At 71.3% G+C, this 25,628-nt stretch carries 25 protein-coding genes; 9 read left to right on the top strand and 16 right to left on the bottom strand.

Annotation, left to right across the window (positions count from 1 at the left end; genetic code table 11):
* The coding region (locus IE267_RS06240) for an enoyl-CoA hydratase family protein (protein WP_189762359.1) at positions 1 to 718 on the bottom strand (718 nt) is incomplete at its 3' end.
* A gap of 56 nt (positions 719 to 774) precedes the next feature.
* Between IE267_RS06240 and IE267_RS06245 the strand changes: the two genes are divergently transcribed.
* From IE267_RS06245 to IE267_RS39430, 5 genes are all read left to right on the top strand, one after another.
* Positions 775 to 1,548 (top strand): SDR family oxidoreductase, encoded by a 774-nt coding sequence (locus IE267_RS06245; protein ID WP_189762360.1) that lies wholly within the window; start codon positions 775 to 777, stop codon positions 1,546 to 1,548.
* 12 nt (positions 1,549 to 1,560) lie between these two features.
* Complete coding sequence (locus IE267_RS06250; protein WP_189762361.1) at positions 1,561 to 2,475, top strand: SDR family oxidoreductase; 915 nt, start codon at positions 1,561 to 1,563, stop codon at positions 2,473 to 2,475.
* Between the two features lie 173 nt (positions 2,476 to 2,648).
* On the top strand, positions 2,649 to 3,074 hold the full coding sequence (locus IE267_RS06255; RefSeq protein WP_189762362.1) for a guanyl-specific ribonuclease: 426 nt from the start codon (positions 2,649 to 2,651) through the stop codon (positions 3,072 to 3,074).
* Between the two features lie 159 nt (positions 3,075 to 3,233).
* Entirely contained in the window at positions 3,234 to 4,304 is a 1,071-nt protein-coding gene (gene tmpA / locus IE267_RS06260; RefSeq protein WP_229860771.1) for a 2-trimethylaminoethylphosphonate dioxygenase, read from the top strand.
* Positions 4,301 to 4,864, top strand: coding sequence for a phosphonate degradation HD-domain oxygenase (locus IE267_RS39430; protein ID WP_229860774.1), 564 nt, complete (start codon positions 4,301 to 4,303; stop codon positions 4,862 to 4,864). The genes tmpA and IE267_RS39430 overlap by 4 nt, the downstream gene beginning before the upstream one ends.
* 37 nt (positions 4,865 to 4,901) lie before the next feature.
* Here IE267_RS39430 and IE267_RS06265 read toward each other — a convergent pair whose 3' ends face one another.
* From IE267_RS06265 to IE267_RS06295, 7 genes are all read right to left on the bottom strand, one after another.
* Entirely contained in the window at positions 4,902 to 5,654 is a 753-nt protein-coding gene (locus IE267_RS06265) for a GntR family transcriptional regulator (RefSeq protein ID WP_167153928.1), read from the bottom strand.
* Positions 5,655 to 5,664: 10 nt separating this feature from the next.
* Positions 5,665 to 6,312: an HAD family hydrolase gene (locus IE267_RS06270; RefSeq protein ID WP_167153930.1), complete on the bottom strand. Its 648-nt coding sequence runs from the start codon at positions 6,310 to 6,312 to the stop codon at positions 5,665 to 5,667.
* The gene (locus IE267_RS06275; protein ID WP_189762363.1) at positions 6,309 to 7,358 is read right to left on the bottom strand and encodes an ABC transporter ATP-binding protein; all 1,050 of its coding nucleotides are present in this window, start codon (positions 7,356 to 7,358) and stop codon (positions 6,309 to 6,311) included. The genes IE267_RS06270 and IE267_RS06275 overlap by 4 nt, the downstream gene beginning before the upstream one ends.
* On the bottom strand, positions 7,358 to 8,227 hold the full coding sequence (locus tag IE267_RS06280) for an ABC transporter permease (RefSeq protein WP_167153934.1): 870 nt from the start codon (positions 8,225 to 8,227) through the stop codon (positions 7,358 to 7,360). The genes IE267_RS06275 and IE267_RS06280 overlap by 1 nt, the downstream gene beginning before the upstream one ends.
* Complete coding sequence (locus IE267_RS06285) at positions 8,215 to 9,108, bottom strand: ABC transporter permease (protein WP_161246091.1); 894 nt, start codon at positions 9,106 to 9,108, stop codon at positions 8,215 to 8,217. Before IE267_RS06285 ends, IE267_RS06280 begins: the two co-directional genes overlap by 13 nt.
* A 10-nt stretch (positions 9,109 to 9,118) precedes the next feature.
* Positions 9,119 to 10,330, bottom strand: coding sequence for an ABC transporter substrate-binding protein (locus IE267_RS06290; RefSeq protein ID WP_189762364.1), 1,212 nt, complete (start codon positions 10,328 to 10,330; stop codon positions 9,119 to 9,121).
* 393 nt (positions 10,331 to 10,723) lie between these two features.
* Positions 10,724 to 11,620: a hypothetical protein gene (locus IE267_RS06295; protein ID WP_189762365.1), complete on the bottom strand. Its 897-nt coding sequence runs from the start codon at positions 11,618 to 11,620 to the stop codon at positions 10,724 to 10,726.
* Positions 11,621 to 11,776: 156 nt separating this feature from the next.
* Here IE267_RS06295 and IE267_RS06300 point away from each other — a divergent pair, with 156 nt between their 5' ends.
* Together IE267_RS06300 and IE267_RS06305 are read left to right on the top strand one after the other, a co-directional pair.
* The gene (locus IE267_RS06300) at positions 11,777 to 12,430 is read left to right on the top strand and encodes a response regulator (RefSeq protein ID WP_189762366.1); all 654 of its coding nucleotides are present in this window, start codon (positions 11,777 to 11,779) and stop codon (positions 12,428 to 12,430) included.
* A 7-nt stretch (positions 12,431 to 12,437) separates the two neighbouring features.
* Positions 12,438 to 13,598: a sensor histidine kinase gene (locus tag IE267_RS06305; protein WP_167153943.1), complete on the top strand. Its 1,161-nt coding sequence runs from the start codon at positions 12,438 to 12,440 to the stop codon at positions 13,596 to 13,598.
* Positions 13,599 to 13,691: 93 nt separating this feature from the next.
* Here IE267_RS06305 and IE267_RS06310 read toward each other — a convergent pair whose 3' ends face one another.
* The 6 genes from IE267_RS06310 to IE267_RS06335 all read right to left on the bottom strand — a co-directional run bounded on the left by IE267_RS06310 (position 13,692) and on the right by IE267_RS06335 (position 19,360).
* Positions 13,692 to 14,246: a DUF8788 domain-containing protein gene (locus tag IE267_RS06310; RefSeq protein ID WP_167153945.1), complete on the bottom strand. Its 555-nt coding sequence runs from the start codon at positions 14,244 to 14,246 to the stop codon at positions 13,692 to 13,694.
* A gap of 23 nt (positions 14,247 to 14,269) precedes the next feature.
* Positions 14,270 to 14,707 (bottom strand): DUF8788 domain-containing protein, encoded by a 438-nt coding sequence (locus IE267_RS06315; protein WP_167153947.1) that lies wholly within the window; start codon positions 14,705 to 14,707, stop codon positions 14,270 to 14,272.
* A 33-nt stretch (positions 14,708 to 14,740) separates the two neighbouring features.
* A complete protein-coding gene (locus tag IE267_RS06320) occupies positions 14,741 to 15,541 on the bottom strand; it encodes a DUF8788 domain-containing protein (RefSeq protein WP_189762367.1) in 801 nt (266 codons plus the stop codon).
* A 43-nt stretch (positions 15,542 to 15,584) separates the two neighbouring features.
* Entirely contained in the window at positions 15,585 to 16,091 is a 507-nt protein-coding gene (locus IE267_RS06325) for a DUF8788 domain-containing protein (protein ID WP_189762368.1), read from the bottom strand.
* Positions 16,092 to 16,166: 75 nt separating this feature from the next.
* Positions 16,167 to 17,723, bottom strand: coding sequence for a phenylacetate--CoA ligase family protein (locus IE267_RS06330; protein ID WP_189762369.1), 1,557 nt, complete (start codon positions 17,721 to 17,723; stop codon positions 16,167 to 16,169).
* A 41-nt stretch (positions 17,724 to 17,764) separates the two neighbouring features.
* A complete protein-coding gene (locus IE267_RS06335) occupies positions 17,765 to 19,360 on the bottom strand; it encodes a pyridoxal phosphate-dependent decarboxylase family protein (protein ID WP_189762370.1) in 1,596 nt (531 codons plus the stop codon).
* Positions 19,361 to 20,601: 1,241 nt separating this feature from the next.
* Here IE267_RS06335 and IE267_RS06340 point away from each other — a divergent pair.
* Positions 20,602 to 23,694 (top strand): endo-alpha-N-acetylgalactosaminidase family protein, encoded by a 3,093-nt coding sequence (locus tag IE267_RS06340; protein ID WP_229860778.1) that lies wholly within the window; start codon positions 20,602 to 20,604, stop codon positions 23,692 to 23,694.
* Positions 23,695 to 24,391: 697 nt separating this feature from the next.
* Here the strand turns inward: IE267_RS06340 and IE267_RS06350 are convergent.
* Positions 24,392 to 24,778, bottom strand: a complete 387-nt coding sequence (locus IE267_RS06350) for a hypothetical protein (protein ID WP_189762373.1) — start codon at positions 24,776 to 24,778, stop codon at positions 24,392 to 24,394.
* Between the two features lie 146 nt (positions 24,779 to 24,924).
* Here IE267_RS06350 and IE267_RS06355 point away from each other — a divergent pair, with 146 nt between their 5' ends.
* Positions 24,925 to 25,470, top strand: a complete 546-nt coding sequence (locus tag IE267_RS06355; RefSeq protein ID WP_229860780.1) for an Hsp70 family protein — start codon at positions 24,925 to 24,927, stop codon at positions 25,468 to 25,470.
* A 27-nt stretch (positions 25,471 to 25,497) separates the two neighbouring features.
* On the opposite strand, the gene IE267_RS40365 is transcribed toward IE267_RS06355, so the two are convergent.
* Positions 25,498 to 25,614 carry an HNH endonuclease gene (locus IE267_RS40365; protein WP_373304476.1) on the bottom strand — a complete coding sequence of 39 codons (117 nt, stop codon included), beginning with the start codon at positions 25,612 to 25,614 and terminating at the stop codon, positions 25,498 to 25,500.
* Positions 25,615 to 25,628 lie beyond the last annotated feature (14 nt).

A 25,628-nucleotide genomic window follows, 5' to 3' on the forward strand; every position in this document is an offset into this window, starting at 1 on the left:
GGACGCGGTCGGCGACACCGCTGAGGCCCGCCTCGAAGGTGAAGCCCTGCTCGAAGCGGTAGCTGCGGCGTACGTCCACCGGGTCGATGCCGTTGATCGCGGCCTTGGCGAGGCGGATCAGGGTGCCGTCCTTGCGTGCGATCTCGGCCGCCAACTCCATTGCCGCGTGCATCAGTTGGGCGCGCGGGACGACCTGCCACACCGAGCCGTGGGCGTGCAGTTCCTGGGCCGTCACGGTCCGCGAGGTGTAGTAGAGCGCCCGCATCAGGTGCTGGGGGACCAGGCGGGCGAGGTGGGTGGCGGCCCCGAGCGCGCCCCGGTCCAGCTCGGGCAGGCCGAAGACGGCGTCCTCGCTCGCCACGATCGCGTCCGCGTTGCCGACCAGGCCGATGCCGCCGCCCAGGCAGAACCCGCCGACCGCGGCGACGACCGGCACCTCGCACTCGTACACCGCGGCGAAGGCCTCGTAGCAGCCACGGTTCGCGCCGATGAGGGCGGTGTGGCCGGGGTCGCGCTGCATCTCCTTGATGTCGACCCCGGCATTGAAGCCCCGGCCTTCGGCGGCGAGCACCACGCACCGGTTCTCGGAGTCGCGCCCGGCCGCGCGGACCGCGTCGGCGAGGTCGTACCAGCCCTGTACGGGAAGGGCGTTGACGGGTGGGAAGTCGACCGTGACGAGGCAAATGCCCTTCGCGGTGCTTGCGGTGGAGACACCCATGGGCGGATCAGCTACCTTTCCACCAAACATTTGTTAGGTCAGGAAGGTAGCAGCGGATGGAGCTGGCCGGGAAGGCAGTCGTCGTCACCGGTGGCACCCGGGGCGTGGGCGCGGGGATCGCGAGGGCGTTCCTCGGGGCGGGCGCCGACGTCGTCGTCTGCGCCCGCAGACCACCCGACGAGCCGGTCGAACGGGACGGCCGCCAGGCGGAGTTCCGCCCGCTCGACCTGCGCGAGGGCGCTGCCGTACGGGACTTCTTCGCCGGCGTCGCGGCCGACCACGGGCGTCTGGACGTCCTGGTCAACAACGCGGGCGGCACGCCCTACCGGCTGCTCGACGAGGGCGAGGCCGAGCGTCACGCCCGGGTCGTCGAGCTGAATCTGGTGGCTCCGCTCACCGCCTCACTGGCCGCCCGGCCGTTCCTGCGGGCCGCGCACGGGTCGGTCGTGATGATCGGCAGCGTCAGCGGGGTGCGGCCCTCGCCGGGGACGGCCGCCTATGGCGCCGCGAAGGCGGGCCTGGAAGGCCTCGCCCGCTCGATGGCGGTCGAGTGGGCGCCCGAGGTGCGCGTCAACACGCTCGTGCTCGGGATGGTCCGCACCGAACTGAGCGCACTGCACTACGGCGACGCGGAAGGCGTCGCACGGGTCGGCACGACCGTGCCGCTGGGCCGGCTCGCCGAGCCCGAGGAGGTCGGCGCCGCCGCCGTCTTCCTCGCGTCGCCCGGCGCGGCCTACATCAGCGGCGCCTCCCTGCTCGTCCACGGCGGCGGCGAACGCCCCGCCTTCCTGGACGCGGCCGGGGTCGACCGAAGCGATCAACGAGGCTGAGGGGAACGGAAGATGAGCGGATTGTGCGAGGGCCGGGTCGTGGCCGTGACCGGCGCGGGGCGGGGGCTCGGCCGGGCGCATGCGCTGGCGTTCGCTGAGCAGGGCGCGCGGGTCGTCGTCAACGACCTGGGGGTGGCCCCGGACGGCGGGGGCGGCAGTGGCGGGCCCGCGCGGGCGGTGGTGGACGAGATCCGCGCCGCGGGCGGCGAGGCCGTGGCGCACGGGGGCGACATCGCGACGACCGAGGGCGCGGCGTCGCTCGTCGCCACGGCCGTCGAGGCCTTCGGCGCGCTGCACACCCTGGTCAACAACGCGGGGTTCCTGCGGGACCGGATGCTGGTCAACCTCGACGAGGACGACTGGGACGCGGTGATGCGCGTTCACCTGAAGGGCCACTTCCTGCCCCTCAGGCATGCCGCCGCCCACTGGCGCGCCGAGGCGAAGGCGGGGCGCGAAATCGCCGCGCGTGTGGTCAACACCAGCTCCGGAGCAGGCCTGTTGGGCTCGGTCGGGCAGGGCAACTACAGCGCCGCGAAGGCCGGGATCGTGGGGCTCACCCTGGTGGCCGCGGCCGAGATGGGCCGCTACGGCATCCAGGTCAACGCGATCGCCCCGGCGGCCCGCACCCGAATGACCGAGGGGACGTTCGCCGAGACCATGGCCGCGCCGGACGACGCGGCGGCCTTCGACGCGATGGCCCCGGAGAACGTCTCGCCCCTCGTGGTCTGGCTGGGCTCGGCCGCGAGCGAGGGCGTCACCGGCCGGGTCTTCGAGGCGGAGGCGGGCCGCATCACCGTGATGGAGGGCTGGCGGCCGGGCCCGACCAGCGACAAGGGAGCCCGCTGGACGCCGCGCGAGGCGGGCGAGGCGGCCCTGAAACTCCTCGCGGAGTCGGAGAGTCCGGGGGTGGTGTACGGGTCCCGGTAGGCCCCGGTAGGTCCCGGGCGGCCCGGTGGGCCGAGGTGGACGATCTTGGGTTGCGAGCGCCTTAACCCCTCGTGGCCCCTCCGTTACGCGTCCGGCGGATCGGGTTAACAGGGAGGAAAATCAGCCGAGTTGGCGTTGACGGGCCCCGCTCTACGCGCGTCATCATGGCGGACATGACGATCCCCCCACGCTTCAAAGCCCTCGGCGCGGCCGTCGCCGTCGCCGCAGCCCTCCTCGCCGGCCCCGTCGCCGGCACCGCTTCGGCCACCCCCACGGCCGTCATCGCCAACGCCGCCTCCGCGTCCGTGCAGTCGGTCGGCAGCGTCTGTTACTCCGCCCTGCCCTCGCAGGCGCACGACACCCTGAACCTCATCGACCAGGGCGGCCCGTTCCCGTACTCGCAGGACGGTGTCGTCTTCCAGAACCGTGAGGGCGTACTGCCCCAGCAGAGCAGCGGCTACTACCACGAGTACACCGTGATCACGCCGGGTGCGCCGACGCGCGGCACCCGCCGGATCATCACGGGCGAGAAGTCCCAGGAGGACTACTACACCGCCGACCACTACGCCACCTTCCGGCTGGTCGACTTCGGCTGCTGACCCGGCACTTCACGACACCGGAAACCCGCTCCCCCTCTCCGGGGGCGCGGGTTTCCGTTCGTCCATCTGCCGGCAACCGGCAGGCCATGCACGGCTGCCAGGCTCGGGCGCGTCCGAAGTTGTCTGGACAACTTTGCCGAATCCGGCAGGAGACCACCCATGCACCACCCCGTCTGGCTGCGCGACAACTGCCCCTGTACGCGCTGCAGGGACCCGCGCAACGGTCAGAAGCTCTTCCAGATCACCGAGCTCCCGGCGGCACTCGCCATCGCCTCCGAGCGCGCGGTGCGCAGCAGCGACGGAACCCCGGCCCGCGAGATCGTCTGGGCACCGGACGGGCACGTCTCGGTGTACGCACAGGCCTGGCTGGACGAGCCCACCGGGCCGGACGGCGACGGCCGCACCGAGGACGCCAAGGAGCTGTGGGCCGCCGCCGAACTGAACGGCCGGCTCCCCGAGGCCGGCTGGGACGCCTACACGGCCGACCCCCGCGTACGGGCCCGCGCCCTGGAACAGGTCGTGCGGCTCGGCTTCGTGCTGCTGCGCGACGTACCGCGGCACGACCGCCAAGTCCTCGACGTGGCGCGTACGTTCGGCTACGTGCGCGAGACGAACTACGGCGAACTCTTCGAGGTCCGCGTCGAGGCCGATCCCAACAACCTCGCCTTCACCGGCGCCCGCATCACCCCGCACACCGACAACCCCTACCGCGACCCGGTACCCACCCTCCAGCTCCTGCACTGCCTGGCCAACGACGCCCGCGGCGGCGACTCGGGCCTCGTCGACGGCTTCCGGGCCGCGGCCCTGCTGCGCGAGGAGTCGCCCGCCGACTTCGACGTGCTGACCCGCACCCCGGTCCCGTTCACGTTCGCCGACGCACACACCGAGCTGCGCGCCGACCGGCCGCTGATCGCCGCCGACCCGCTCGGCCGCATCCGGGAGATCCGCTTCAACAACCGTTCCATCGCCACGCTCTCCTACGGCCCGGAACGGCTCGACGCGTTCTACGCCGCCTACCGCCGGTTCGGCGAGATCCTGCTGCGGCCCGAGCTCCAGCTCGACTTCCGCCTCGCCCCCGGCGACTGCCTCGTCTTCGACAACACCCGGCTGCTGCACGCCCGTACGGCCTTCGAGGAGTCCGGACGCCGCCACCTCCAGGGCGCCTACGCCGACCTCGACGGCCTCGCCTCGACCCTCGCCGTGCTGCGCCGCGAGGAGGCCGCCGCGTGAACCCGCTCGACCGGCTCGCGGACCTCTTCGCGGGCGAGGGCAGCGCCGAATACCTCGGCGAGGCCGTCACCCAGGCCCAGCACATGCTCCAGGCCGGGGCGCTCGCCGAGGAGGCGGGCGCACCCGCGCACCTGGTGGCGGCGGCCCTGCTGCACGACGTCGGACACTTCCACGGCGCCGTGACCGGACGCGACCTGATGGAGGGCGGCCACGACAACCGGCACAGCCACACCGGCGCCGACTGGCTCGGGAGGTTCTTCGGACCCGAGGTCACCGAACCCGTACGGCTGCACGTCGCCGCCAAGCGCTACCTGTGCACCGTGGAACCCGGCTACTTCGCCCTGCTGTCCGAGGCCTCCGTGCACACCCTCCGGGTACAGGGCGGCCCCATGTCGCCCGAGCAGGCCCGCGCGTTCGCCGCGCACCCGGGGGCCAGGGACGCCGTCGCGGTGCGGCGCTGGGACGAACGGGCCAAGGACCCGGACCGCCCGACGCCCGGCTTCGAGCACTTCAGGCCGCTGCTCGAAGGCCTCCTGAAGCCGGACCACGCATCGGCCTGAGCGGCCGGGGTGGGAAGGCCGACCCGGCCCGGCGGGCTCAGTCCTCGCCGAGCCGGCGTCCAAGGGCGCTGGTCGCCGTCGAGTTGTGCACCGTGAACGCCACCGTCCCCGGCAGATAGCGGTCCTCGGACCACTCCACCGGAGTGCCCGCCGGGTCGGTGGAGCGCCGGCGTTCGCGCAGCAGCGCCCGACCGGGCGGGCAGCCGAGCAGCTCGGCGTCGTCCGGGTCCGCGGGCAGCACGTCGATGGTGTGATGGGCATCGGTGAACAGGACGCCGTGCAGCTCCAGTTGCTCGGAATGCGACACCGCGTCCACCGGCAGCGCGGCCACCAGCTCGCCGATCCGCTCCGGGTAGGTGGTGCGCTCCACCATCACCGGCGCGCCGGACAGAGTCCGCACCCGCCGCACCCTGAACACCCGTGCCCCCTCGGCCACTTGCAGGTGGTGCGCCTCCTCCTCGGTGGCCCGCGCCGGGTCGACGGCCACGGTGCGCCCGCCGGGCTCCTCGCCCAACGAACGGGCCCACCGCGAGAACGACCTGAGCTCCGCGAAGCTCTGCAGCCGGGCCGCCCCGCCGAGCACCACCCGCCGCGCGCCGCGCCGCGAGGTCACCAGGCCGTCCGCGCGCAGCGCCGCGAGCGCCTGGCGGACCGTACCCCGGGACACGCCGTAGCGGCGGGCGAGTTCGTCCTCGGCGGGCAGCCGCGCGCCCGAACCGTACTCGCCCGCCGCTATGGCGGTCCGCAGATCCCCGGCCACTTTCCGGTAGAGCGGCGACTTGCTGGACACCCCGGCCCCCTCAACTGCCAATCAGTGAGCGGAGCAAGGTGAGGTCCGCCTCCTCCAGACTAGTCACCACCGTCCGCCCCCGGGCGGGTGCGATGGGCTCCACCGACGGCACCGCGAGGACCACGCAGCCCGCCGCCTCCGCCGAGGCGACGCCCGTCGCGGTGTCCTCCACCGCCACACAGCTTGCCGGGTCCGCGCCGAGCGCCGCGGCCGCCGCCAGATACGGGTCGGGCGCCGGCTTGGTGCGCTCGGTGTCCTCGGCCCCGTACACCGCGTCGAAGCGGTGGCCGTCGAGCGAGGTCGCCACCCGGCGCACGATCGCCCGCGGCGACGCGGACACCAGCGCGGTCAGGACCCCCGACTCCCGCAGCACGCGCAGGAGTCGGAGGGCGCCCGGCCGGGGCTCGGCGCCGTCGGCGAGGCGCGCGGTGAAACCCGCCCCCAGCTCGTCGGCCAGGCGCTCGCGCGGCGCGCACAGGGACGCGTGCAGCAGCTCGGCGGTGTCCTCCACCGAGCGCCCGTACACCGACCGGCGCCGCTCACCGACCAGCGCGTGGCCGTAGCGGGACGCGACCTGCTCGACCACCTCGACCCAGGCCTCTTCCGTGTCGACGAGGGTGCCGTCCATGTCGAACAGGACCGCGCGCAGCCCGCTCATGCGGCCTCACCGGCCGCGAGGACGGGCCGCCGCTGGGGCACGACGGTGACGCGGGCACCCGCACCGAAGGACCCGGCGGCGTGGGAGGGCAGATCGGCCTTGACCTCGGTGCCGTCCGCGAGGCGCACCGAAAGGCGGGTGTTCGCGCCGTGGAAGGCGCTGCTGAGCACCGTGTCGGGGCCGCCCTCCGTCACCTCCAGGGCCTCCGGGCGCAGCAGGAACACCGTCCCGGTCGCCGGGCCGTCCACCGGCAGGCGTACGCCGAGCACCTCGGCGAGGCCGTCGGAGGCGACCGCGCCGGGGATGCGGTTCATCGTCCCGATGAAGGACGCCACGAACGCGGTCGCCGGACGGTCGTACAACTCGGCCGGGGCGGCGCACTGTTCGAGCCGGCCGCCGCGCATCACCGCGACCTTGTCGGCCATCGACAGGGCCTCCTCCTGGTCGTGGGTGACGAACACGGTCGTGATGCCGAGCTCCAGCTGGAGCCGTCGGATCTCCTCGCGCAACTGGACGCGGACCTTGGCGTCGAGCGCGGAGAGCGGCTCGTCCAGGAGCAGCAGCCTCGGCTGGAGGGCAAGCGCCCGGGCCAGCGCGACGCGCTGCTGCTGCCCGCCGGACAGCTGGTGCGGAAAGCGTCCGCCGTGTTCGGGCAGACCGACGAGCTCCAGCAACTCGGCTGCCCGGGAGCGCCGTTGGGCTGCGGGGACCTTGCGCATCCGCATCCCGAACGCCACGTTGTCGGCCGCGCTCAGATGCGGGAAGAGGCTGTAGGACTGGAAGACCATCCCGGTGTCGCGCCGGTTGGCCGGCACCGGCACGATGTCCTCCCCGTCGAGCAGCACCTCGCCCGCGTCGGGCCGCTCGAAGCCCGCGAGGACGCGGAGCGCGGTGGTCTTGCCGCAGCCGGACGGGCCGAGCAGCGCCAGGAGTTCACCGGGCGCGACGTCGAGGTCGAGCCCGTCGAGGGCCACGGTCGGCCCGAACGTGCGGCGCAGGCCCCGGATCGTGAGGGCGGTGCCGGTGCGCGGCGGTGCGGTGGTCATCAGACGGCTTCCTTCTTACGAATCGTGCGGGTCGCACCCGTCGTGCGGGCGCCACGGCCGCCCCGGGTGCGGGCGAGGCCGGTCAGGACGAGCAGCAGCCCCCAGGTCAGCAGCAGGCTGAGCAGCGAAACCGCCACCGACAGCTGGGCGTTGGCGCCGGAGGCCTGCACGATCCACACCGCGAACGGCTGGAATCCGAGCAGCGAGGCCACCGTGAACTCGCCGAGCACCAGAGCGAGCGCCAGGAACGAGGCGTTGAGCAGCGCGGTGCGCAGATTGGGCAGCACGACCGTGAACAGCGCCCGCGGCCACGACGCCCCCAGATCGCGGGCCGCCTCCACCAGGGTGCGCACGTCCACCGCCCGCAAACCCGCCTCCAGGGAGCGGTACACGAACGGCAGCGCCATCACGACGTACGCGAAGACCAGGACCAGCGGGAACGACGGGTTCTGGATCGCCACGAACGTCTCGTACAGCGGGGTCGTCGCCAGATGGTCCGGCCCCCACTTGAGGACCGTGCCAAGACCCGCGACCAGGGCGACCGGCGGCACCACGAGCGGCAGGGTGCACACCACTTCGAGCACTGCCCGCAGCCGCCCCGAGCCGGAAAGACGCACTGCGAGCGCGGCGGGCAGTGTCAGGAGCAGGGCGAGCGCCACGGTGGCCAGCGCGAGCCCGAGCGACCTGAGCAGGGCCGCGGTGAACCCGTCGGCGCCGAAGATCTGCGTGTACGAGTCCAGGGTGAAGCCCTGCCCGGGCACGTCCACCGTGAACACCAGGGAGGCGAGCAGCGGCACCGCGAAGTAGGCACCTGCGATCAGCAGGACCGCGCCGCGCCAGGGGCGCAGCGGATGCGTCAGGCGAGCCATCGGGCGCTCCTTCGCTGGAGGGGCAGATGGACGGCCATCACCAGGAGCGCGACGATCACCATGTCGAGGCTGAGTGCGAGCGCCACGTTCTCCTGGCCCACCAGCACGTTCCCGGACAGCGCGTCCGCGATCTGCATGGTGACGAGCGGCACCGAACTGCCCACCATCGAGGCGGCCGTGGCGTACGCGGCGAACGCGCTGCCGAACAGCAGCACGAACCCGCCGAGCAGCGTGGGCAGCAGCACCGGGATGCCGACGTGACGCCAGTACTGCCAGGCGCTCGCCCCGCTGCTCCGGGCGGCCTCGCGCCACTGCGGGCGCAGCCCGTCCAGGGCCGGTGCCACGGTGAGCACCATCAGCGGGATGAGGAAGTAGAGATAGGTCAGGGCCAGTCCCCAGAAGCTGTAGAGGCTCCAGCCGTGATCGGCCAGGCCCAGCTTGGTGGTGAGGACGCCCGCGTTGCCGAGCGTGGCGACGAACGCGAAGGCGAGCGGCACCCCGCCGAAGTTGGCGAGCACGCCCGATGCGGTGAGCACGGCCTCGCGCAGCGCCTTGCCGCGCGAGGTGACGACGGCCTGTGCGAGCAGCAGCCCGAGCACGGCGGCGATGGCCGCCGTGGTGGCCGCGAGCTTCACGCTGCCGAGCAGCGCCGTCCAGTAGGCGCCCTGCACGGACTGGCTCAGATTGCCGAGCCCGTACGAGCCGTCGACGGACAGCGCGCCGTTCAGCATGGCGAGGGCCGGCAGCCCGAAGGCGAGCGCGACGAAGGCGAGCAGCGGGAGCGCGGCGAGCCAGGCGCCGGGGCGCCTGCGGCCCCGGCGTTCCTTGGGCCGCTCAACTGCCGCCGCTGCGGCGGGTGTTGAGGTGGTGGCGACGGTCATGATGGAGTGATCAGCCCGAGATCGCCTTGGCCCAGCCGCCGGCGAGGGTGGTCTTCGCCTTGGTGTTCTGCGCCTCGGTGGGGAAGGTGGGGGTGCCGGAGACCTGCGGAAGCTTGGCGGCGGCGGCCTTGTCGAGCGTGCCGTCCTTGTCCATGGCGGCCATGAGCGCCGGGCGGGCGTATCCCTTCAGCCACAGGTTCTGGCCTTCGGCCGAGTACAGGTATTCCTGCCACAGGCGGGCGGCGGCCGGGTGCGGGGCGTCCTTGTTGATGGCCTGCGAGTAGTACTGGGCGTAGACGCCGTCGGAGGGCACCGCGGTCTTCCAGTTCAGGCCCTTGCTCCTGAACTGGTCGGCGTAGCCGGCGTTCAGGTAGTCCCAGTCGATGCTGATCGGGGTCTCGCCCTTCTCGACCGTGGCCGGGGTGGACTCCACCGGGTTGTAGTTCCCGGCCTTCTTCAGCTTGGCGAAGAAGTCGAGGCCGGGCTGGATGTCGTCGAGCGAGCCGCCGTTGGCGAGGGACGCCGCGTACACCCCGGCGAAGGCCGAACCGGACTTGGTGGGGTTGCCGTTGAGCGCGACCTGGCCCTTGTACTCGGGCTTGAGCAGATCGGCGAAGGTCGTCGGGCACACCTTGACGCGGCCCGCGTCGCAGCCGATGGAGACGTAGCCGCCGTAGTCGTTGAACCACCGGCCCTGCGCGTCCTTCTGGGTCGCCGGGATCTTGTCGAAGCCCGCGACCTTGTACGGGGCGGTCAGACCCTGCTCGCCCGCGGACTGCGCGAAGGAGGCGCCGAGGTCGAGGACGTCGGGGGCGCGGTCCTGGCCCTTGCGGGTCTTGACCGCGTTGATCTCGTCCGCGCTGGCCCCGTCCGGGTTCTCGACGGACACCTTCACGCCGTACTTCTTCTGGAAGCCGTCGATGATCGCGCCGTAGTTGGCCCAGTCGCGCGGGATGGCGATCGCGTTCAGCGTGCCCTCCTTCTTCGCGGCGGCGATCAGGGCGTCCATGCCGCCCGCGTCCTGGAGGGAGGCCGCGGTCGCGAGGCTCTTGCCGCTCTTGCCGGAGTCGGCCGCGGCGCTGGACGCCCCGGACTTGGCGCCGCAGGCGGCGAGGGCGAACGCGGAGGCGGCCAGGGTCACGGCGAGGCCTGCGGTGCGTATACGGGGGGCGATCACGGGAGCTCCAAGTTGTACGGACAACTGTTGTACAGACAACTCCATTACGAAGGGGGTGGATGTCTGGCCGGTTAACGCCGGGCGGCGGGGGCGATGCGGTTGGCGGACGGATCCGGTCACGACTTGGCCGGTTCCAACCCCCTGGGGCTCAGCCCCAGACCCCGTTCGCGCCTGAACGGCGCTCGTCCTCAATCGCCGGACGGGCTGAAATGCTCCGGTGCTGGCCCGCACCAGGCATTTAGGGGCGCGGGGAACTGCGCGACCAGCCACGCACGGTCCGCAGCCGACGCACTCACCCCCGGAGGGTTGCGGGAAGGGGCGGGGTGGGGGAAAGCCCGGGGGCGCGGCGAACTGCGCAAATAGGCGGACCCGCACCCCGCAGGGGCCCCGCACCCCGTACCGCCCCGCACCCCGCAGGGCCCCGCACCCCGCGAGGGACTACGTGTCGCACTCCAGGACCGTGCGGCACAGGCCGCAGCGGGCCCGGACCCGGCCGCGCACCGGGACCCGGATGCGCTGGTGGCAGGTCGGGCAGGCGAAGCGGACCCGCAGCCCGTCCGGGCCGGGCTCGAAGGCGTAGGGGGAGCCGGGGTCCGCCCGGGTGCCGCCGTGCTCCTGGGCGTGACGGCGGTCCTTGGCGTAGCGCCGCCGGCCCGACCAGCCCGCCGCGGTCAGCGGCGGGTGCTGCCCGTCCCGGCGCGCCAGGGCCGCGCCCGCCGTGTACGCGGGGTAGGCCTGCGGGCTGGTGAACCAGGGCGAGGGGTCCTCGCCGAACAACTCCGCCCGCTTGGCCAGGACGTACCCGAACTCCTCCGGGGTCAGATAGCCCAGCTTCTGGCTGGTCACCGCGTCCTCGCGGAACGCGTCGAGCAGCAGCCAGCCCGCCCCCAGATACGTCGTCACGGTGTCGGTGAGGATCTCGTTGTCCCGGGTCCCGGGGAACGACAGGTCCAGGCGGTGCAGCAGCACATGCGTGATCTCGTGCGCCAGCGCGGCCCCGATGTCACGGCGGTGGCTGCGGAACCGGTCGTTCAGCTCGATGAAGTACTCGGGCCCCGCGGCCAGTTCGACGCTCGCCGCGTGCTGCATCTCGCGAAAGCCCACGATCATGCGGGCATTGGGCAGGTGCAGGTGCTGGACCAGCGCACGGGCCACCCGCTGCGCGCCCAGGTGCAGGTCGTCGTGGTCGGCGAAGGCCACGTCGGCCGGCAGCACGCTCGTCGCGTACCCGTGCAGCCCGTCGTAGGAGAGCCGTCTGTGCAGCGCGGTGATGGCCGCACGCACGGTGGCCAGGTGCGGATAGCCGTGCACCACCGGGCTCGACGCGACGCCCACGCTGCCACCCCGTTCCGGACCGCGGACCGGATTCCACTGTAAGGGGGCCGCCCGTGCGGGGGACCGCCCGCGCAGAGGGACGGGCCGCCGTCCGGCCCGGCCCGGCCGGGCGTCCCGAATTTGCGGGCCTCCGTCCGAACCTGGTCATATAGGGGCATGTCGATCACAGTGGTCATCGCGGACGACCAGGAAATGGTCCGGACCGGGTTCCGCATGATCCTGGAGAGCAGGTCCGACATCGAGGTGGTCGCCGACGTCGTCGACGGGCACGCCGCCCTGGAAGCCGTCGAGCGCCTCCAGCCCGACGTGCTGCTCCTCGACATCAGGATGCCCGGCCTCGACGGCCTCGAAGTCACCCGCCGCCTGGCCGGCCGCGACCGCCCCCGCATCGTCATCTGCACCACCTTCGACCTCGACGAGTACGTCCACGCCGCCCTGCACGGCGGCGCCTCCGGCTTCCTCCTGAAGGACGCCAGTCCCGAAATGCTCGTCGAAGCGGTACGTGCCGCGGCCGCCGGGGACTCCCTCGTCTCGCCCGCCATCACCGTGCGGCTCCTGAAGGAACTCGCCTCCGCCCGCCCCGCCGACGGCGTGCGCAAACCCGCCGAGCCGCTCACCGAACGCGAGCGCGACGTCGTGCGCTGCCTGGCCCGCGGCGCCACCAACGCGGAGATCGCCGCCGAACTGTACGTCTCCCTGTCCACCGTGAAGACCCACCTCGCCAACGTCCAGGGCAAGCTCGGCGCCCGCAACCGCGTCGAGATCGCCGCCTGGGCCTGGGAGAGCGGACTCGCCACGAGCGCCGCATGAGCCGCCCGTGAGCCCCGTACGCAGCTGGCTGCGCCACCACCCCCGGGCCGCCGCCTGCGCCCGCCCGCTGCTCGCCGCCGTCCTCGTCGCCCTCGTCACCTACGAAGGCGTCGCGCTCGCCCGCCAGCCCACCCGCCCGCACGCCATCGTGTGGAGCGCCGGCATCGTGGTGTGCCTGTGCGCGGTGCCGTGGGCGAGGATCGCGCTGGTCCCGCGCGCCTGGACGGCGGCCGCCGTCAGCTGGACCGCCACCGCCCTGCTCCTCGCCGACCGGCCCGAAGCCGTCTGGGGCATGGGCGAGGCGATCGCCCTGCTGGTGCTGCTCTCCTCCGTGCTGCTGTACGCGCCCGCCCGCACCGCCGCCGTCCTCGGCCCGGTCCTCGGCCTCGGCTGCGTGGCGGCCCCGGTGCGCGACGCCGACCCCGGCCGGTTCACCCTGCTCTTCGCGGTCCTCGCCGTGGTGGTCACCGCGTTCTCGCTCCTCATGCGCGCCCAGTCGGACCAGCGCGTCCGCGACCTGGAGGCCGTACGGACCGCCGAGCGCATCGAACTCGCCCGGGAACTGCACGACTTGATCGCCCACCACGTCACCGGCATCGTCGTCCAGGCGCAGGCCGCCCGCTTCACCGCCGTCTCCGGGGAGCGCGCCGCCGAGTCCTTCGCCCGCATCGAGGAGGCCGGCGGCGAGGCGCTCGGCGCGATGCGCCGCCTGGTGCGGGTGCTGCGCGAGGGCGACCCCGAGACCGAACCGGTCGCCGGGATCACCCAGGTCCGCGAACTCGCCGCCCGCTTCTCCCGAGCCGGCCCCCCGGCCGTCCTCTCCATCGAGACCGGCCTGGAGGAGCGGCTGCCCGGGGACGCCGCGGCCCTCGCCCACCGCGTGGTGCGCGAAGCCCTCACCAACGTGCGCAAACACGCGGCCGACGCCACCGCCGTACGCATCGCCATCCGCACCACGCCCAGCGGCCTCGAAGTGCGCGTGTCCGACGACGGCTCCAGCGCGGCCGCCCTCGCCGAACAGGCCCGCGGCGGCGGCTTCGGCCTCGCCGGCCTGACCGAACGCGTCACCGCGATGGGCGGCGCGCTCGCCACCGGCCCCGCACCCGAGGGCGGCTGGCAGGTCACCGCCGTCCTGCCGCTGGACGACGACCCCCGCGCACGGCTGTAGGACGGGCCCGGCGGGCCGGGGCGACCGGACCCGCCGGACCCGCCCGTACCCCGGCCACCGATGCGGGGGCGGCCGGGGCGTGAAGGGGGCCGGTCAGACCGCGAGCACGCGGATCGAAGGGTGCTCGACGGTGTTCAGATACAGCTTCTCCTTCTTGCCGTCCTGCTCCAGCTCCACCACGAGCCGGTAGCGGTACACCCCGGGCCGTGTGGTGCTCAGGACCGTGCCGGCCCAGTAGTAGTAGACCGGGGTGAAGGGGTCGCGCATCCGGTCCGGCATCCCGTAGATCTTCAGCTCGGTGCAGATCTTCCGCTCGCTGACGTCCTCCTCGTCCCCCTTCTCGGTGTCGAGGAAGACCAGGCTGCTGATCTTCGGCATCGGCGGCCAGGTGCCGTCGGGGCGCTTCTCCATGTCGACCGGCCGGATGATCCAGTTCAGGACCTGGCCCTGCTTGCAGACCGTCTCCAGCCGATGCGTGCCCTGGCCGGTGCCGCCCACGCTGTTGTCCATCATGAACAGGGAGTCCTTCAGCGAACCCGTCCGCACGGCCCGCCCCATGTTCACGAGCGTCACGATGTTCAGCTGTACGGAGTTCAGCTGACCGGGGTTCTGCTTCTCCACCTCGCTGGTGCGCGTGCTGGTGCTCAACGCTCCTCCTTCGGACACGGCGTTCAGCCGAACAGGGCCGGCGACAGCGTGGTCGTGACGGGCTCGGTCCGCGTGCCCACGCGGAACTTGATCCGGTACGGCGCCTCCAGGATGTCGTCCCGCTTCACCGTGCCGATCCAGTACGCGACATCGGTACCCGGATAGGTCCTGCGCTCCGGCTCGACCACCGCACGGTCGATCACGATGTCGTCGATGCTGACGAACGCCTCGCACTCCAGGGCCAGCACGTTCCACAGCAGCTGGTCACCGCGGCGCACCTTGGTGCGCAGCTCCTCGGTGCCGAACCCGGTCGAGCCGCCCGCCTTGTTGGTGTCGTACAGATACAGGTGACCGTGCACGCTGTGGGAGGCCAGCGCCCCCACGCAGTCCACCACGGCGGTGATGGAGATCGGCCGCCTGGCGGCGGTCAGGCTCTCCCGCAGCTTCGGTTTCGTCGTCATCTGCTCCTCCTCGTCCTTGCCGGTCAGGGATGTCTACGAGAACGCGCGCGGCGGGACGGGCAGCAGTCCGAGGCCCGCCTTGGTGAAGGCGTTGCGCTTGGGCTCCGTGGTGACCCTGATCTTCGACTCGCACGTCAGGTTCACCGGCTCCCACAGCGACTCGCCGCCCTGCTCCACCAGCTGGTGGAGCTGGATACGCATCGTGTACGCGTAGGTGCCCGGCCGGGAGGTGTCGACCGTCGCCGACCAGTACCAGCCGTCGGTCACCAGATCCGGGGAGCCGTACTCGGCGGGATAGATGACCTTCTCGTCCACGGCCTGCCCGTAGATGTCGGTGATCACCGGCGCCGGGTAACTGTGCGCCTGCGTACCGCCGTCGGACACCACCTTGCCGGTCACGTCCAGGACCTTCTGGCCCGAGAGCCGGCCCCGGGTGCGCCGGGTCGTCTTCACGCGCCGGCCCGCGCTCTGCCGGATTCGGCTCAGCTCGGCCGCCGCGTCCGTGCCGCTCGTGCCCGACGTGGCCGCCAAGTGGTCGAGTTCGGTCAGGGCCTGCTCGTCGGTCTGCCGGGCCCGCTCGGCCTCGTAGCCGCGCGGCACCGTCGGCGGGATCGAACCCAGGCTGTACGGAAGCCAGTTGAGGACCTGCTCACTGGCCTGCGAACCGTCGCTCCAGTAGGAGCCGCTGATCGCCGTGACCAGTTCGCCGGTGCCCTGGTTCTCCGAGCCCTGCAACTTCATGTTGTCGAACAGGTACGTGTTGCCGTCCAGCGTCCGGGACTCCAGCGCGTTGCCGACGTCCACGAGCACGATGACCGCTAACTGCTGGGGCATGGGCCCACCTTCCTCGTTGGGTTTGCGCTCGTCTGCCGTGCGGTCACTGACACATCAGCGCGGGCGACGCGATGTGCAGGGTGCTGTGCTCGCCCTCGTACATCTGCACCTCCAGGCGGTACTGATGGGCCACCCCGGGAGCCAGCTGGGGCACCACCCCGCTCCACACCTCCAGCTCGGGGTTGTGCCGCTCCGGGCCGTGCCCGTTCCGCCCGCCCCGACCGTTCTGCCCGCTCTGACCGTTCCGTCCGTCCGCGCCTGCACCTGCACCTGCGCCCGCGTCCGTGGCCTCCGCGTCCGCGTCCCCGTCCTCCGCGTCCGCGCCGAGGAAGGTGATGCCCTTGATCTCGACCGGGGTCTGCAGGTCGACCGCGAGCGCCGACCAGGTGACGACCTGGCCGGGCCGGACCACCGTGCACAGCTCGGGCGTCCCCTGGCCGGTGCTCTGCTCACCGTCGTCGATCATGCAGAGGTTGCCGTTGAGCAGGGTGCCGTCCGAGAGCGCCCCGATGACGTCCACCACCACCACGATGTTGACTTTCGGGTTCATCCTCACTCCTGTTCTCGTTGTCCCGCCGATACGTCCGTGCGTCGTGCGTCGTGCGTCTTGCGTGCGCGTCGTGCCCTAGCCCCGGTCCCGCACCAGCGGCACCTTCCCGACCGCCGTCCGCTCGATCTCGGGGGAGGAGCGCGGGACGAACGCGACCTGGAAGCGGTAGCCGGTCCGCTCGACCGACAGCGGGTTCGCCTCGCCCTGGTTGAAGAGGGACAGCGCGCGCGGCACCGCGTTCACGAACACGCGCTGGAGCCCGTACGGTCCGAGCGCCCTGTCGAACCGGAAGCTCAGCCCCGGCACGTCGTCCACCGCGGCGAACAGCGTGATGAGCCGCTCCTCGCGGTGGTTGACGAACTGCACCTCGTGCGCCACCTCGCCCAGGTCGACCCCGGTCGTCGCGCTCAGTTCCTCGCGGAGCGCGTCATAGGCGCGGGCCGCCGAGTACTGGCTGTCGGCCAGGTGCAGCACGTCACCGGTGCGCCCCGCGAACTCGAACTGCGACGTCTTGAGCCCCGGCCCGTCCAGGCGGGGCCGGCGGATCATCCGGTCGCCCAGCTTGAGCCGCAGGAGCGGCGCCTCATGGGCGTGCAGCCGCGTCACGACGAGCTCCCCCTCCTCGCCGTCGCCCACCCAGCGGCCCTCGTCGTCCACGATCTCCACCAGGTGCAGCCCCGGGACCGACGCCAAGTACGGTGATTCGGCGTGCAGTTGGAGCCCGATGGTCTCGGCCTGGGTGGCCGCGAAATAGCTGAGGATCGCCAGGTTCGGATACATCGCCTGGAGCTCGGCCCGCTTGCGCTGCGGCAGCACCCCGCTCCCGTACAGGGCGACCCGGAAGCTGTCCCGGGCCTCGCGGCTCAGGCCCGCGCCCAGTTCGCCGAGGATCGCGATGCCCGCGGTGATGCCCATCAGGGCCTTGGGCCCCGGATAGGAGAACATGTGCTCAAGGACCCCGGCGGAGACCGGTCCCGCCCCGATGTAGTTGACGCCCGGCACGTTCTGCAGAACACCGCCCACCATGGTGCCGCTGCTCCACATCTGGTAATCGGCCAGCGTCGTGTACAGCCACTTGGGGTCGGTGCCCCGCAGATACGCGGCGAGCTGATAGGTCCCCATGAAATGACCGGCGATCTCATAGGTGTCGCGCAACTCCCGCAAGGAGTAGACGATTTCCAGCGGACGTCCGCCACTGGTGCCGCCGCTCGCCACGACCTCGAATCCGCCGTGGCCGAGCGGAACCACCATTCCGGGCCGCTCTCCCATGAAGAAGTCGCGCTGGGTGTCCTTGTCGGACAGCGGAATGCGCTGCCATTCCTCGAAGGTGGCCGGCGCGCCCGTGATGCCGCCCTCGGTGAGCCGGTCCCGCCACAGCGGATTCAGCCGACACGTGTTGACCATCTGCTGCAGCCGGCGCAGCGTCAACGCGTTCTGCACGGCGTGCGGGAGCTCGCTGTACGGGGTCCGGCAGATCCGCTCGCATTCACGGATCTTCCCGGCGAACGAGTCGAGATGCGGAACGACCGCCGCGGACCCCGGCTTCACTTCCCAGTCCGGTATGAGCCGGTCCGCCAGCTCCGTGGCATCTCCGGGCGCCACCTGGGACTGCGGCTCGAAAACTGACGTCATGGACGGCCCTTCCTTCTTCGTGGGTGCCTTTCCGTTCCTCTTCACCGGGACGGCCGGTTCTGACGGAGCAGATCCCGTCCGACCCTGCGGATTTCGCCGAGCAGCATGCGGAAGTGCTCGGAAGTGACCTGATGGTTCATCATGACGACGCGCAGAGCGGCGACTTCATGCACGTCGACCTTCGAGATGAGGAAGTTCCCCTCGGATTTGATCCGGTTCCGGATCTCCACCTGGACGTCGTGCACGTCCTCGTCGCCGAGCCCCGCGGGCCGAAAGCGGAAGCACAGGATGTTCGCCTCCGGGCAGTGCAGCGTCTCGAAGTCGCTTTCCCGCACGAGGATGCGATGGGCGTCGGCCGTCAGCCGGCACAGATACTCGATCTTCCGCGCGAACAGTGCCCTGCCGTACACGGCCCACAGCGTCCACAACGGCATGATCATCGGACGCTTGGTGCATTCGAAGTTCTTCTCGCCGCTGTCCAGTGCCGTATAGATGTCCGGTTCCTCGTCGAACACATAACTCGCCCGTTGGCGGAACGCTCCGAGGCTGTTCTCCTTGTTCCGGTAGAACAGCAGCGTGCAGGGCGCGGGCGTGAACAGCATCTTGTGCGCGTCCCAGGTCAGGGAGTCCGCCTTCTCGATCCCCCGCAGTTTGTGCCGCAGTTCGTCGGACACCAGCAGGCTCGCCCCGTGCGCGCCGTCCACGTGCAGCCACAGGCCCCGCTCGCGGGCGAGGTCGCCGAGCTCGTCCAGCGGGTCGAAGGCGCCCATCGCGGTGGTGCCCGACGACGCCACGAGGCAGAACACCTTCAGGCCCCGCCGCGCGGCCGCGTCCAGCACTCCGCGCGCCCGCTCCACACAGATCTGGTGCCGTTCGTTCAGGGGGAGCCGCACGATCTGCGCGTCGCCGATGCCCATCACCCCGGCCGCCCGCGCCACGCTGTAGTGGACGTCGTCCCCGACCGCGACGGCGGGCCTCGGCTGTCCCGCCAGACCCGAGCCGCCCTCGGACCAGAACCCGGGGAAGGCCTGGTTGCGGGCCGCGAGCAGCGCCGTGAGATTGGCGAGCGAGCCCCCGGACGTGGTCACCATCGCGAACCCGTCCCGCTCCCAGCCGATGAAGGCGTTCAGCTCCTCCGCCATGATCCGCTCGGCCACGCTGGGGAGTTGGGCGGCCTCGTAGAACGAGGACGGCTGGTTGACGACCGAGCTCACGAAGTCGATCACCCCGGATAGCGGCACGACCCCCGAGAACTGCCGCCCCATGTAGCCGGGCGAGTGCACCTGGATGCCGGTCCTGATGTACAGGTCGACGATCCCGGCGAGTTTGCGCTCGTCGAACGGCGCGATCCCGGTGCGCTCCGTCGTCATCAGCGCCCGTGCCGCGTCCGCGAGCGCCGCGGGGTCGGTCAGGTCGAGCCCTCTGATCGAAACGTCGGACAGATGCTTCTCCAGCTTGGCCACGACCGTCTCGGACTGCTCGCGAAAGAGCCGGGCGTCGAACGCGTCGAGCGGCAGGCCGCTTTCGAGCGTGCCCGTCGCACGCGGTGGCGAGGACCCGGGCTCCGCCGCCGCGGAGGCTGGCTCCGGGCCGTCGTGCCGCACGCCGAAGGGGTACTCCGACCGGTAATCCGTCAACGGGATCTCCTCTGAAGAAGGTGACGTTTTTGGGCATGGCGATGGCCAGAGGCTGACGGGACGAATGAGAAACGTCGAGGAATCGCGGGAAAGGGCCGGAAGGTCCCGGCGCGTCTGGTCGAGACGCGCTCGCGGGACGATGCTCGGGGCCCGCGGGGTCGAGGCGGGGCCGCCGGCCGGCACGGCGCGGTGGGAATGTGAAACGGAAAGGGAAAGCGGCGGGCAGGGAAGGAGGAAGGGGAGGAGGAGCGGGAGAGGGGGAACGGAACGGAAGAACGAACGGAAACGGAGGGTCGGAGGGCGGCGTGAATGACGCCGTGGAATCCGTGGTATCCGTGGAATCCGGCGGGTGTCCGCCGGAGAGGAAGGATCGGTCCGCTCCGGCGGACCGTCACGTGTCAATGCCGCGACGGGCCACATGCCGGTGAATTCTGTGCGGCTCGTAGGCGCTGTGCAGTTCGCACGGGGCGCGCGTTGCGTCCAGGCGCGAATGGTCGGGTAGGCCGGGCAGGTCGGACAGGCCGGGCAGGTCAGGTAGTTCGTCCGGGTCGCGCTGCTCGTACTGCTCGTGCTGCGGAGGAAATCACGGCCTGATGAGGTGGAAAGTCCTCGCACTCACCTACAGGTGGCCGGACCGCGCAGTGCCGTGGTGCGACATCTGCCCGTGGGGTGTTCGCGAACTCCGAGCCTCCTTGCGCCCTGCCGGGCGGCGCCCCCATTCGTGTCCTTCCGTTTCACCCGTACCACCGGCTCCCACCCCCTAGCGCTCGCCGAAGGCGAAGTACTCCACGGCCGTTTACCGAATTCTTGTTCGGTCAGGTGTGCGGTGGTCCGACCGCGCCCTGATCCTGCCCTGGTCAGCGCTTCGCAGAAACAACAATAGGGGCTCGCATTCGCCAGCCGTGTCGTTTCGGGGAGTCTGTCCGAAAAGGAGCAAGACGCTCGATGATGCCCGCAACGCATTACGGACGGCACCGAATCCGCAATTGTCCGGGGTGCGAGGCGGGAAGCAGGCGGTTCGCCGGTGGCATAGGCCAACGGCAGATCCTTTACGCCGTGCCGTGTGACCGCCGGACGCCACCGGTGCGGCCGGTATGCGTCGGCCCGCCCCGGACGGGCCCGATCCCACCCGCCACCGTGACCCGTTAGTCCAACATCTCCCTCCTCTTTGTCCATGGGCCCACCCGCACCCAGCGGAACATCGTGGCCCGCACCGGAAGCCGCCACGACAAGGAGCGAGCGTGAACGCCGAACAGCACGGGGACCAGCACGGGCCGAACCGCAGGACGGTGGTCGCGGCCACCGCCCTCGCAGGTGCCGGAGCCGCCCTGGGCATCCCCTCGGCGGCCCGCGCCGCCACCCTGCCGGCCGGGGAGGCGGTGCTGCGCTCCACCGCGCTCGACGTCCGCGTCGACAGCGCCTTCCCCCGCATCGTGTCGTACACCGACCGCGAGACCGGAGCCGTCCTGCACGGCCAGGAGGACACCGTCACCGACGTCCTCATCGACAACACCCCGCACACCCCCACGGTGACCTCACGCCCGGACCGCGACCGCATCACCTACACCCTCGCCTTCGACGGCGGCACCGAGATCGGCGCCGAGATCCGGGTGAGCGGCCACCGCGTCGACTGGCGCATCACCCGCATCGACGACACCGCCGCCCTGCGCGTGGGCACCCTGCAGATCCCCGGCCTCGCCCTGCTGTCCGTACGCAGCGACCAGCCCGGCGCCCAACTCCTGGCCGCACAGATCCAGTTGGACAAGGCCAAGAGCGGCGACACCCTGATCATCCCCACCGCCGACACCGCCCCCGACGCCAAACCCACCGGCTGCGCCTACGCGGCCCTCGCCCACCACGGCCTCGGCGGCGCCATCGAGACCAACACCGTCTACGACAGGCCCGACACCACCCCCGGTGCCACCTGGGAGAACGGCCGGCTGTGGCGCCAGACCCTGAAACGCGACGGCTACGTCAAGGCGCAGCTGACGCCCGGCCAATGGACCCACCGCGCCGCGACCGCGCCCACCGGCGCCACCGAACCCCTCCCGTACGCCACCGTCATCGTCACCGCCGACCGCAACGGCGACGGCGCCATCGACTGGCAGGACGCGGCCATCGCGTTCCGCGACATCATGGTGACCCCGCTCGGCGCCGACGACCAGCACCTGCGGGTCGTCGCACACATCCCGTTCAACTTCGCGTCGCAGGCCACCAACCCGTTCCTGACCACCCTCGACAACGTCAAGCGGATCTCGCTCGCCACCGACGGGCTGCGCCAGTACACCCTGCTCAAGGGCTACCAGTCGGAGGGCCACGACTCGGCCCACCCCGACTACGCGGGAAACTACAACCAGCGGGCCGGCGGCCTCGACGACCTCAACGCCCTGGTGCGCGAAGGAAAGAAGTGGAACAGCGACTTCGCCGTCCACGTGAACGCCACCGAGTCCTACCCGGTCGCGAACGCCTTCTCCGAGACCCTCGTCGACAAGACCAACCGGCAGTGGGACTGGCTCGACCAGTCCTACCGCATCGACCAGCGCCGCGACCTGGTCTCCGGCGACATCATCAAGCGCTTCGCCGACCTGCGTCGCGACACCGACCGCGGCCTGAACGCGATCTACCTCGACGTGTTCCGCGAATCCGGCTGGACCTCCGACCGCCTCCAGCGCGCCCTGCGCGACCAGGGCTGGCTCGTCGCCTCCGAATGGGGCCACGGCCTGGAACGCTCCTCGCTGTGGTCGCACTGGGCCAACGAGACGGACTACGGCCCCGACACCTCGCGCGGCATCAACTCCCGCCTCATCCGCTTCATCCGCCACCACCAGAAGGACGTCTTCGCCAACAAGTGGCCCACCCTGCTCGGCCACGCCCACATGGGCAACTTCGAGGGCTGGACCGGCAAGACGGACTGGCAGGCGTTCTACGACCTCATCTGGACCGAGTCGCTGCCCGCCAAATACCTCCAGGCCCGGCCCATCGCCCGCTGGAGCGAGCACGAGATCACCTTCGCCGGGCCCGTCCCCACCTCGGTCTCCGACGCTTCCGGCGCACGCCGCATCACCACCGACGGCCGTCTCGTGTACGACGCGGGCACCTACCTGCTGCCCTGGGAGCCCCGCAACGCCACCGACCCCGAGAAGCTCTACCACTACAACCCGGCCGGAGGCAGCACCAGTTGGCGCCTGCCGCGCGGCTGGTCCGGACTGCGCAAGGCCTCCCTCTACCGCCTGACCGACCAGGGCCGCGCCCACGTCGGCGACCTGCCCGTCCGCGCGGGCAGCATCACCATCCCGGACGCGGCGGCGGGACAGCCGTATGTGATCTACCGCGAGCGGACCCGCCCCCAGGGCGACCCCGGCTGGGGGCGGTTCACACCCCTCCACGACCCCGGGTTCAACTCGGGCACCCTGCACGGCCGGCAGGTCGACGGCACCGCCCAGGTCGTCCGCAGCGCCCTCGGCGACTACGAACTCGTCCTGCCCGCCGGGGGAGCGGCCGCCGTCAGCCAGCGCCTGGCCCGCCTCGCTCCCGGCACGTACTCCGCCTCCGTGCAGGTCGAGGTCGGCGAGACGGCGGGGGAGCGGCGCCGGGCCGTCCTCGACGTGCGCACCGCGGACGGCGTCACCGCCACGAACTGGACGGACGCCTCCACCGCCGGCAACTACGTGGCCGCCGACCGCAAGCACGGCACCCGCTTCCAGCGCATGTCGGTCCCCTTCACCGTCCCGCCCGGCGGCGGCCCCGTCACCCTCACCCTGAGGGCCGACGCGGGCCGGGCCCGGGTCCGCTTCGACAACGTCCGCGTCGTACGGTCACGCCCGACCGGGAAGCCGGGGGCGTTCGCTTACGAGGACTTCCAGAACGTGCCGTCCGGCTGGGGCGTCTTCGTCAAGGGCGACGCGGGCGGTTCCACGGACCCGCGCACCCACATCGCCCAGCGGCACGCCCGGTTCACCCAGCGGGGCTGGAACGGCAAGGCGATCGACGACGTCGTCGACGGCACGCAGTCGCTGAAGTCGCGGGGCGAGAACGAAGGGCTCGTGTACCGGACGGTCGACCACACGGTCCGCTTCCTGCCCGGCCGGCGGTACCGGGTGTCCTTCCGGTACGAGTGCGAACGGGACGGCCAATACGCCTGGATCACCGGGGTGGACGCCCCGGCCCCCCGCGAACTGACCCGCGTCGCGCTTGCCGCTGTCTCGGAGCCCTCCCTGTTCACGTACGACTTCACGGCTCCGGACGCGGGGGCGGCGTGGGTGGGGTTGCGGAAGGTGGGGGACGACGGGGTGGCGGAATGCGTACTGGACACGTTCGAGGCCCGCGAACTGTAGCCCCCTGGGGCACCGGCCGAAGCTGCCCCCGCACGCAGTGCTGTTGGGGGCGCGGGGAACTGCGCGAGCAACCCCGCACGGTCCGCACCTTACGAACTCTCCCCCGGAGGGTCTCGGGAGGCCCCGATGCTCGTAAGTAGGGGTTTTGGAGGATACGGCCTGGTCAGGACGCAAGAAAGCCCCGCCCGGCACTGTGGCCGAACGGGGCTGGTCCCCGTCTGATCATGACCATGCAGGACAAGCTCAGCCCAGCGGCAGCGGGGTCTGTGCAACCCCGGCCTCGCCGTCTAGTGCCTGACTCGCAGCGCCGGCAACCGGAACTTGTTGCAATGGCAGGTCGGCACCGCCGCAGTGGTTGAGGGGGCTGCCGATCGGTAGGCCCAGCAGGTTGCCGCCGGCGGCGCCGCTGCCTTGGGTCGTATGGCCTGCCGCTTGGGCACCGGTGTTGAGGTTGGCGCAGTCGGTCCCGAAGGCCGGGGACAGGAAGTCTCCTACTCCTCCCGCACTGGCAGGAACTGCTGTGACCACTCCTGCTCCTGTAGCCGCCGCAGCGAGCAGCACGGCTACGGTCATCCTTTTCATCGGCATGCGTAGATAACGCCCACAGCTACGGAGAGTCACAAGATCTTCGGCTCATCCGTCGCGATCTCGGCGCCAAGCACTTACGCCATGTAGGACATGGTCTTAGCGGTGCGGGTCAGCCGGCGAGGACGTTGGTCAGCCGTGCAGCGGCCTTGCCGCCGAACAGGGCGAGGCCGCAGTAGAAGTCGATGCGGGTGCGGTAGACGGGCTTGTCGTGGGACTCGCCGAGGTCGGTGGTCTGCACGCCGCCGTTGGTCAGTCCGCCTACTCCGGCGTCGGCCTCGGTGGCGCCGAAGCGCACGGCGTAGATGTCGCCGGTCTGCTTGCCGCCGGTTCCGATGGTCATGGGAAGCACGTCGGTGCCGTCCAGCTTCTGACCGGCGTCAAGCAGCGGGATGCCCTTCCACGTGACGGTGCGCTTCCCGGCCATGTCGGCCGAGAGGAGTTCGGCACCGCCGAGCCGCCGGAAGCCGGACTCGATCTTCGCCCGGAGTGCGGGCATGGGGGGGGGATCACCTCCAGGCATGGGAAGAGTTCGCGCCAATGCATCGGATACCGGACGTTCCACCGAGAGTCGTAGGCCAGTCACGTTCCGTACTGAGAGCCTCGGGCCAGGTCGGCAAGGCGTCGACTCGAGAGGGGACACACGTGTCCTACGAGCAGGCGATTTCCGAGGCACCCGACGGGAGCACCATCTCGGCGCAGATCACCGTGACTCAACCCCGCGCCGTCACCGAGACCCGTAACGCACTGCTCGCGGCGATTGCTCGCGAAGCCGAGCTCGTCACGGAGCGGTCCGAAGGCCGGTCATCGGCTGCACTTGTTGAACTCGTGCGTGCCTTCGAGTCGGTGTCGGTGCCAGAGCGGCGGCTTAGCGACTTCGGACTCGACGTTGGCAGTATCAACGACGTGATTTTGGTCGGCGGCCAAACCCGGATGCCCCTGGTTCAACAATCCAGCCGGATCATCCCGGCGGACCAGGTCAAGCCCGAGGCCATCGGCACACTGTCCATCGAGTACCGCGACGGCCAGCCCGTCGTTGTCGTCAGCGGCGGGGCGTACATTCCGGCGAGCCTGACGGTCGTAGACAACTCCGGTGAGCCGCGCGCAATGTTCACCGCCCGCGGCAAGTACAACATCGCGCCTCTGGCATTGTTCGAGATGCCAAGCGAGGAGGAGGAGCGACGCCGATAGCCAATCCGGGCGAACCTGTGACACCAATCATGCGAGCGCCCCGGACTCCGCACGCGTCTTCAGCCCATGGCACCCGTGGCACAGCACCTGAACGTGGCTGTCTACGTCCTCGCCACCGAGGGACAGTGGGCGCACATGGTCCACGCCGACGTAGTGCC

It is taken from the genome of Streptomyces xanthochromogenes (genome assembly GCF_014650455.1).
Taxonomy (GTDB): Bacteria; Actinomycetota; Actinomycetes; order Streptomycetales; family Streptomycetaceae; genus Streptomyces; species Streptomyces xanthochromogenes.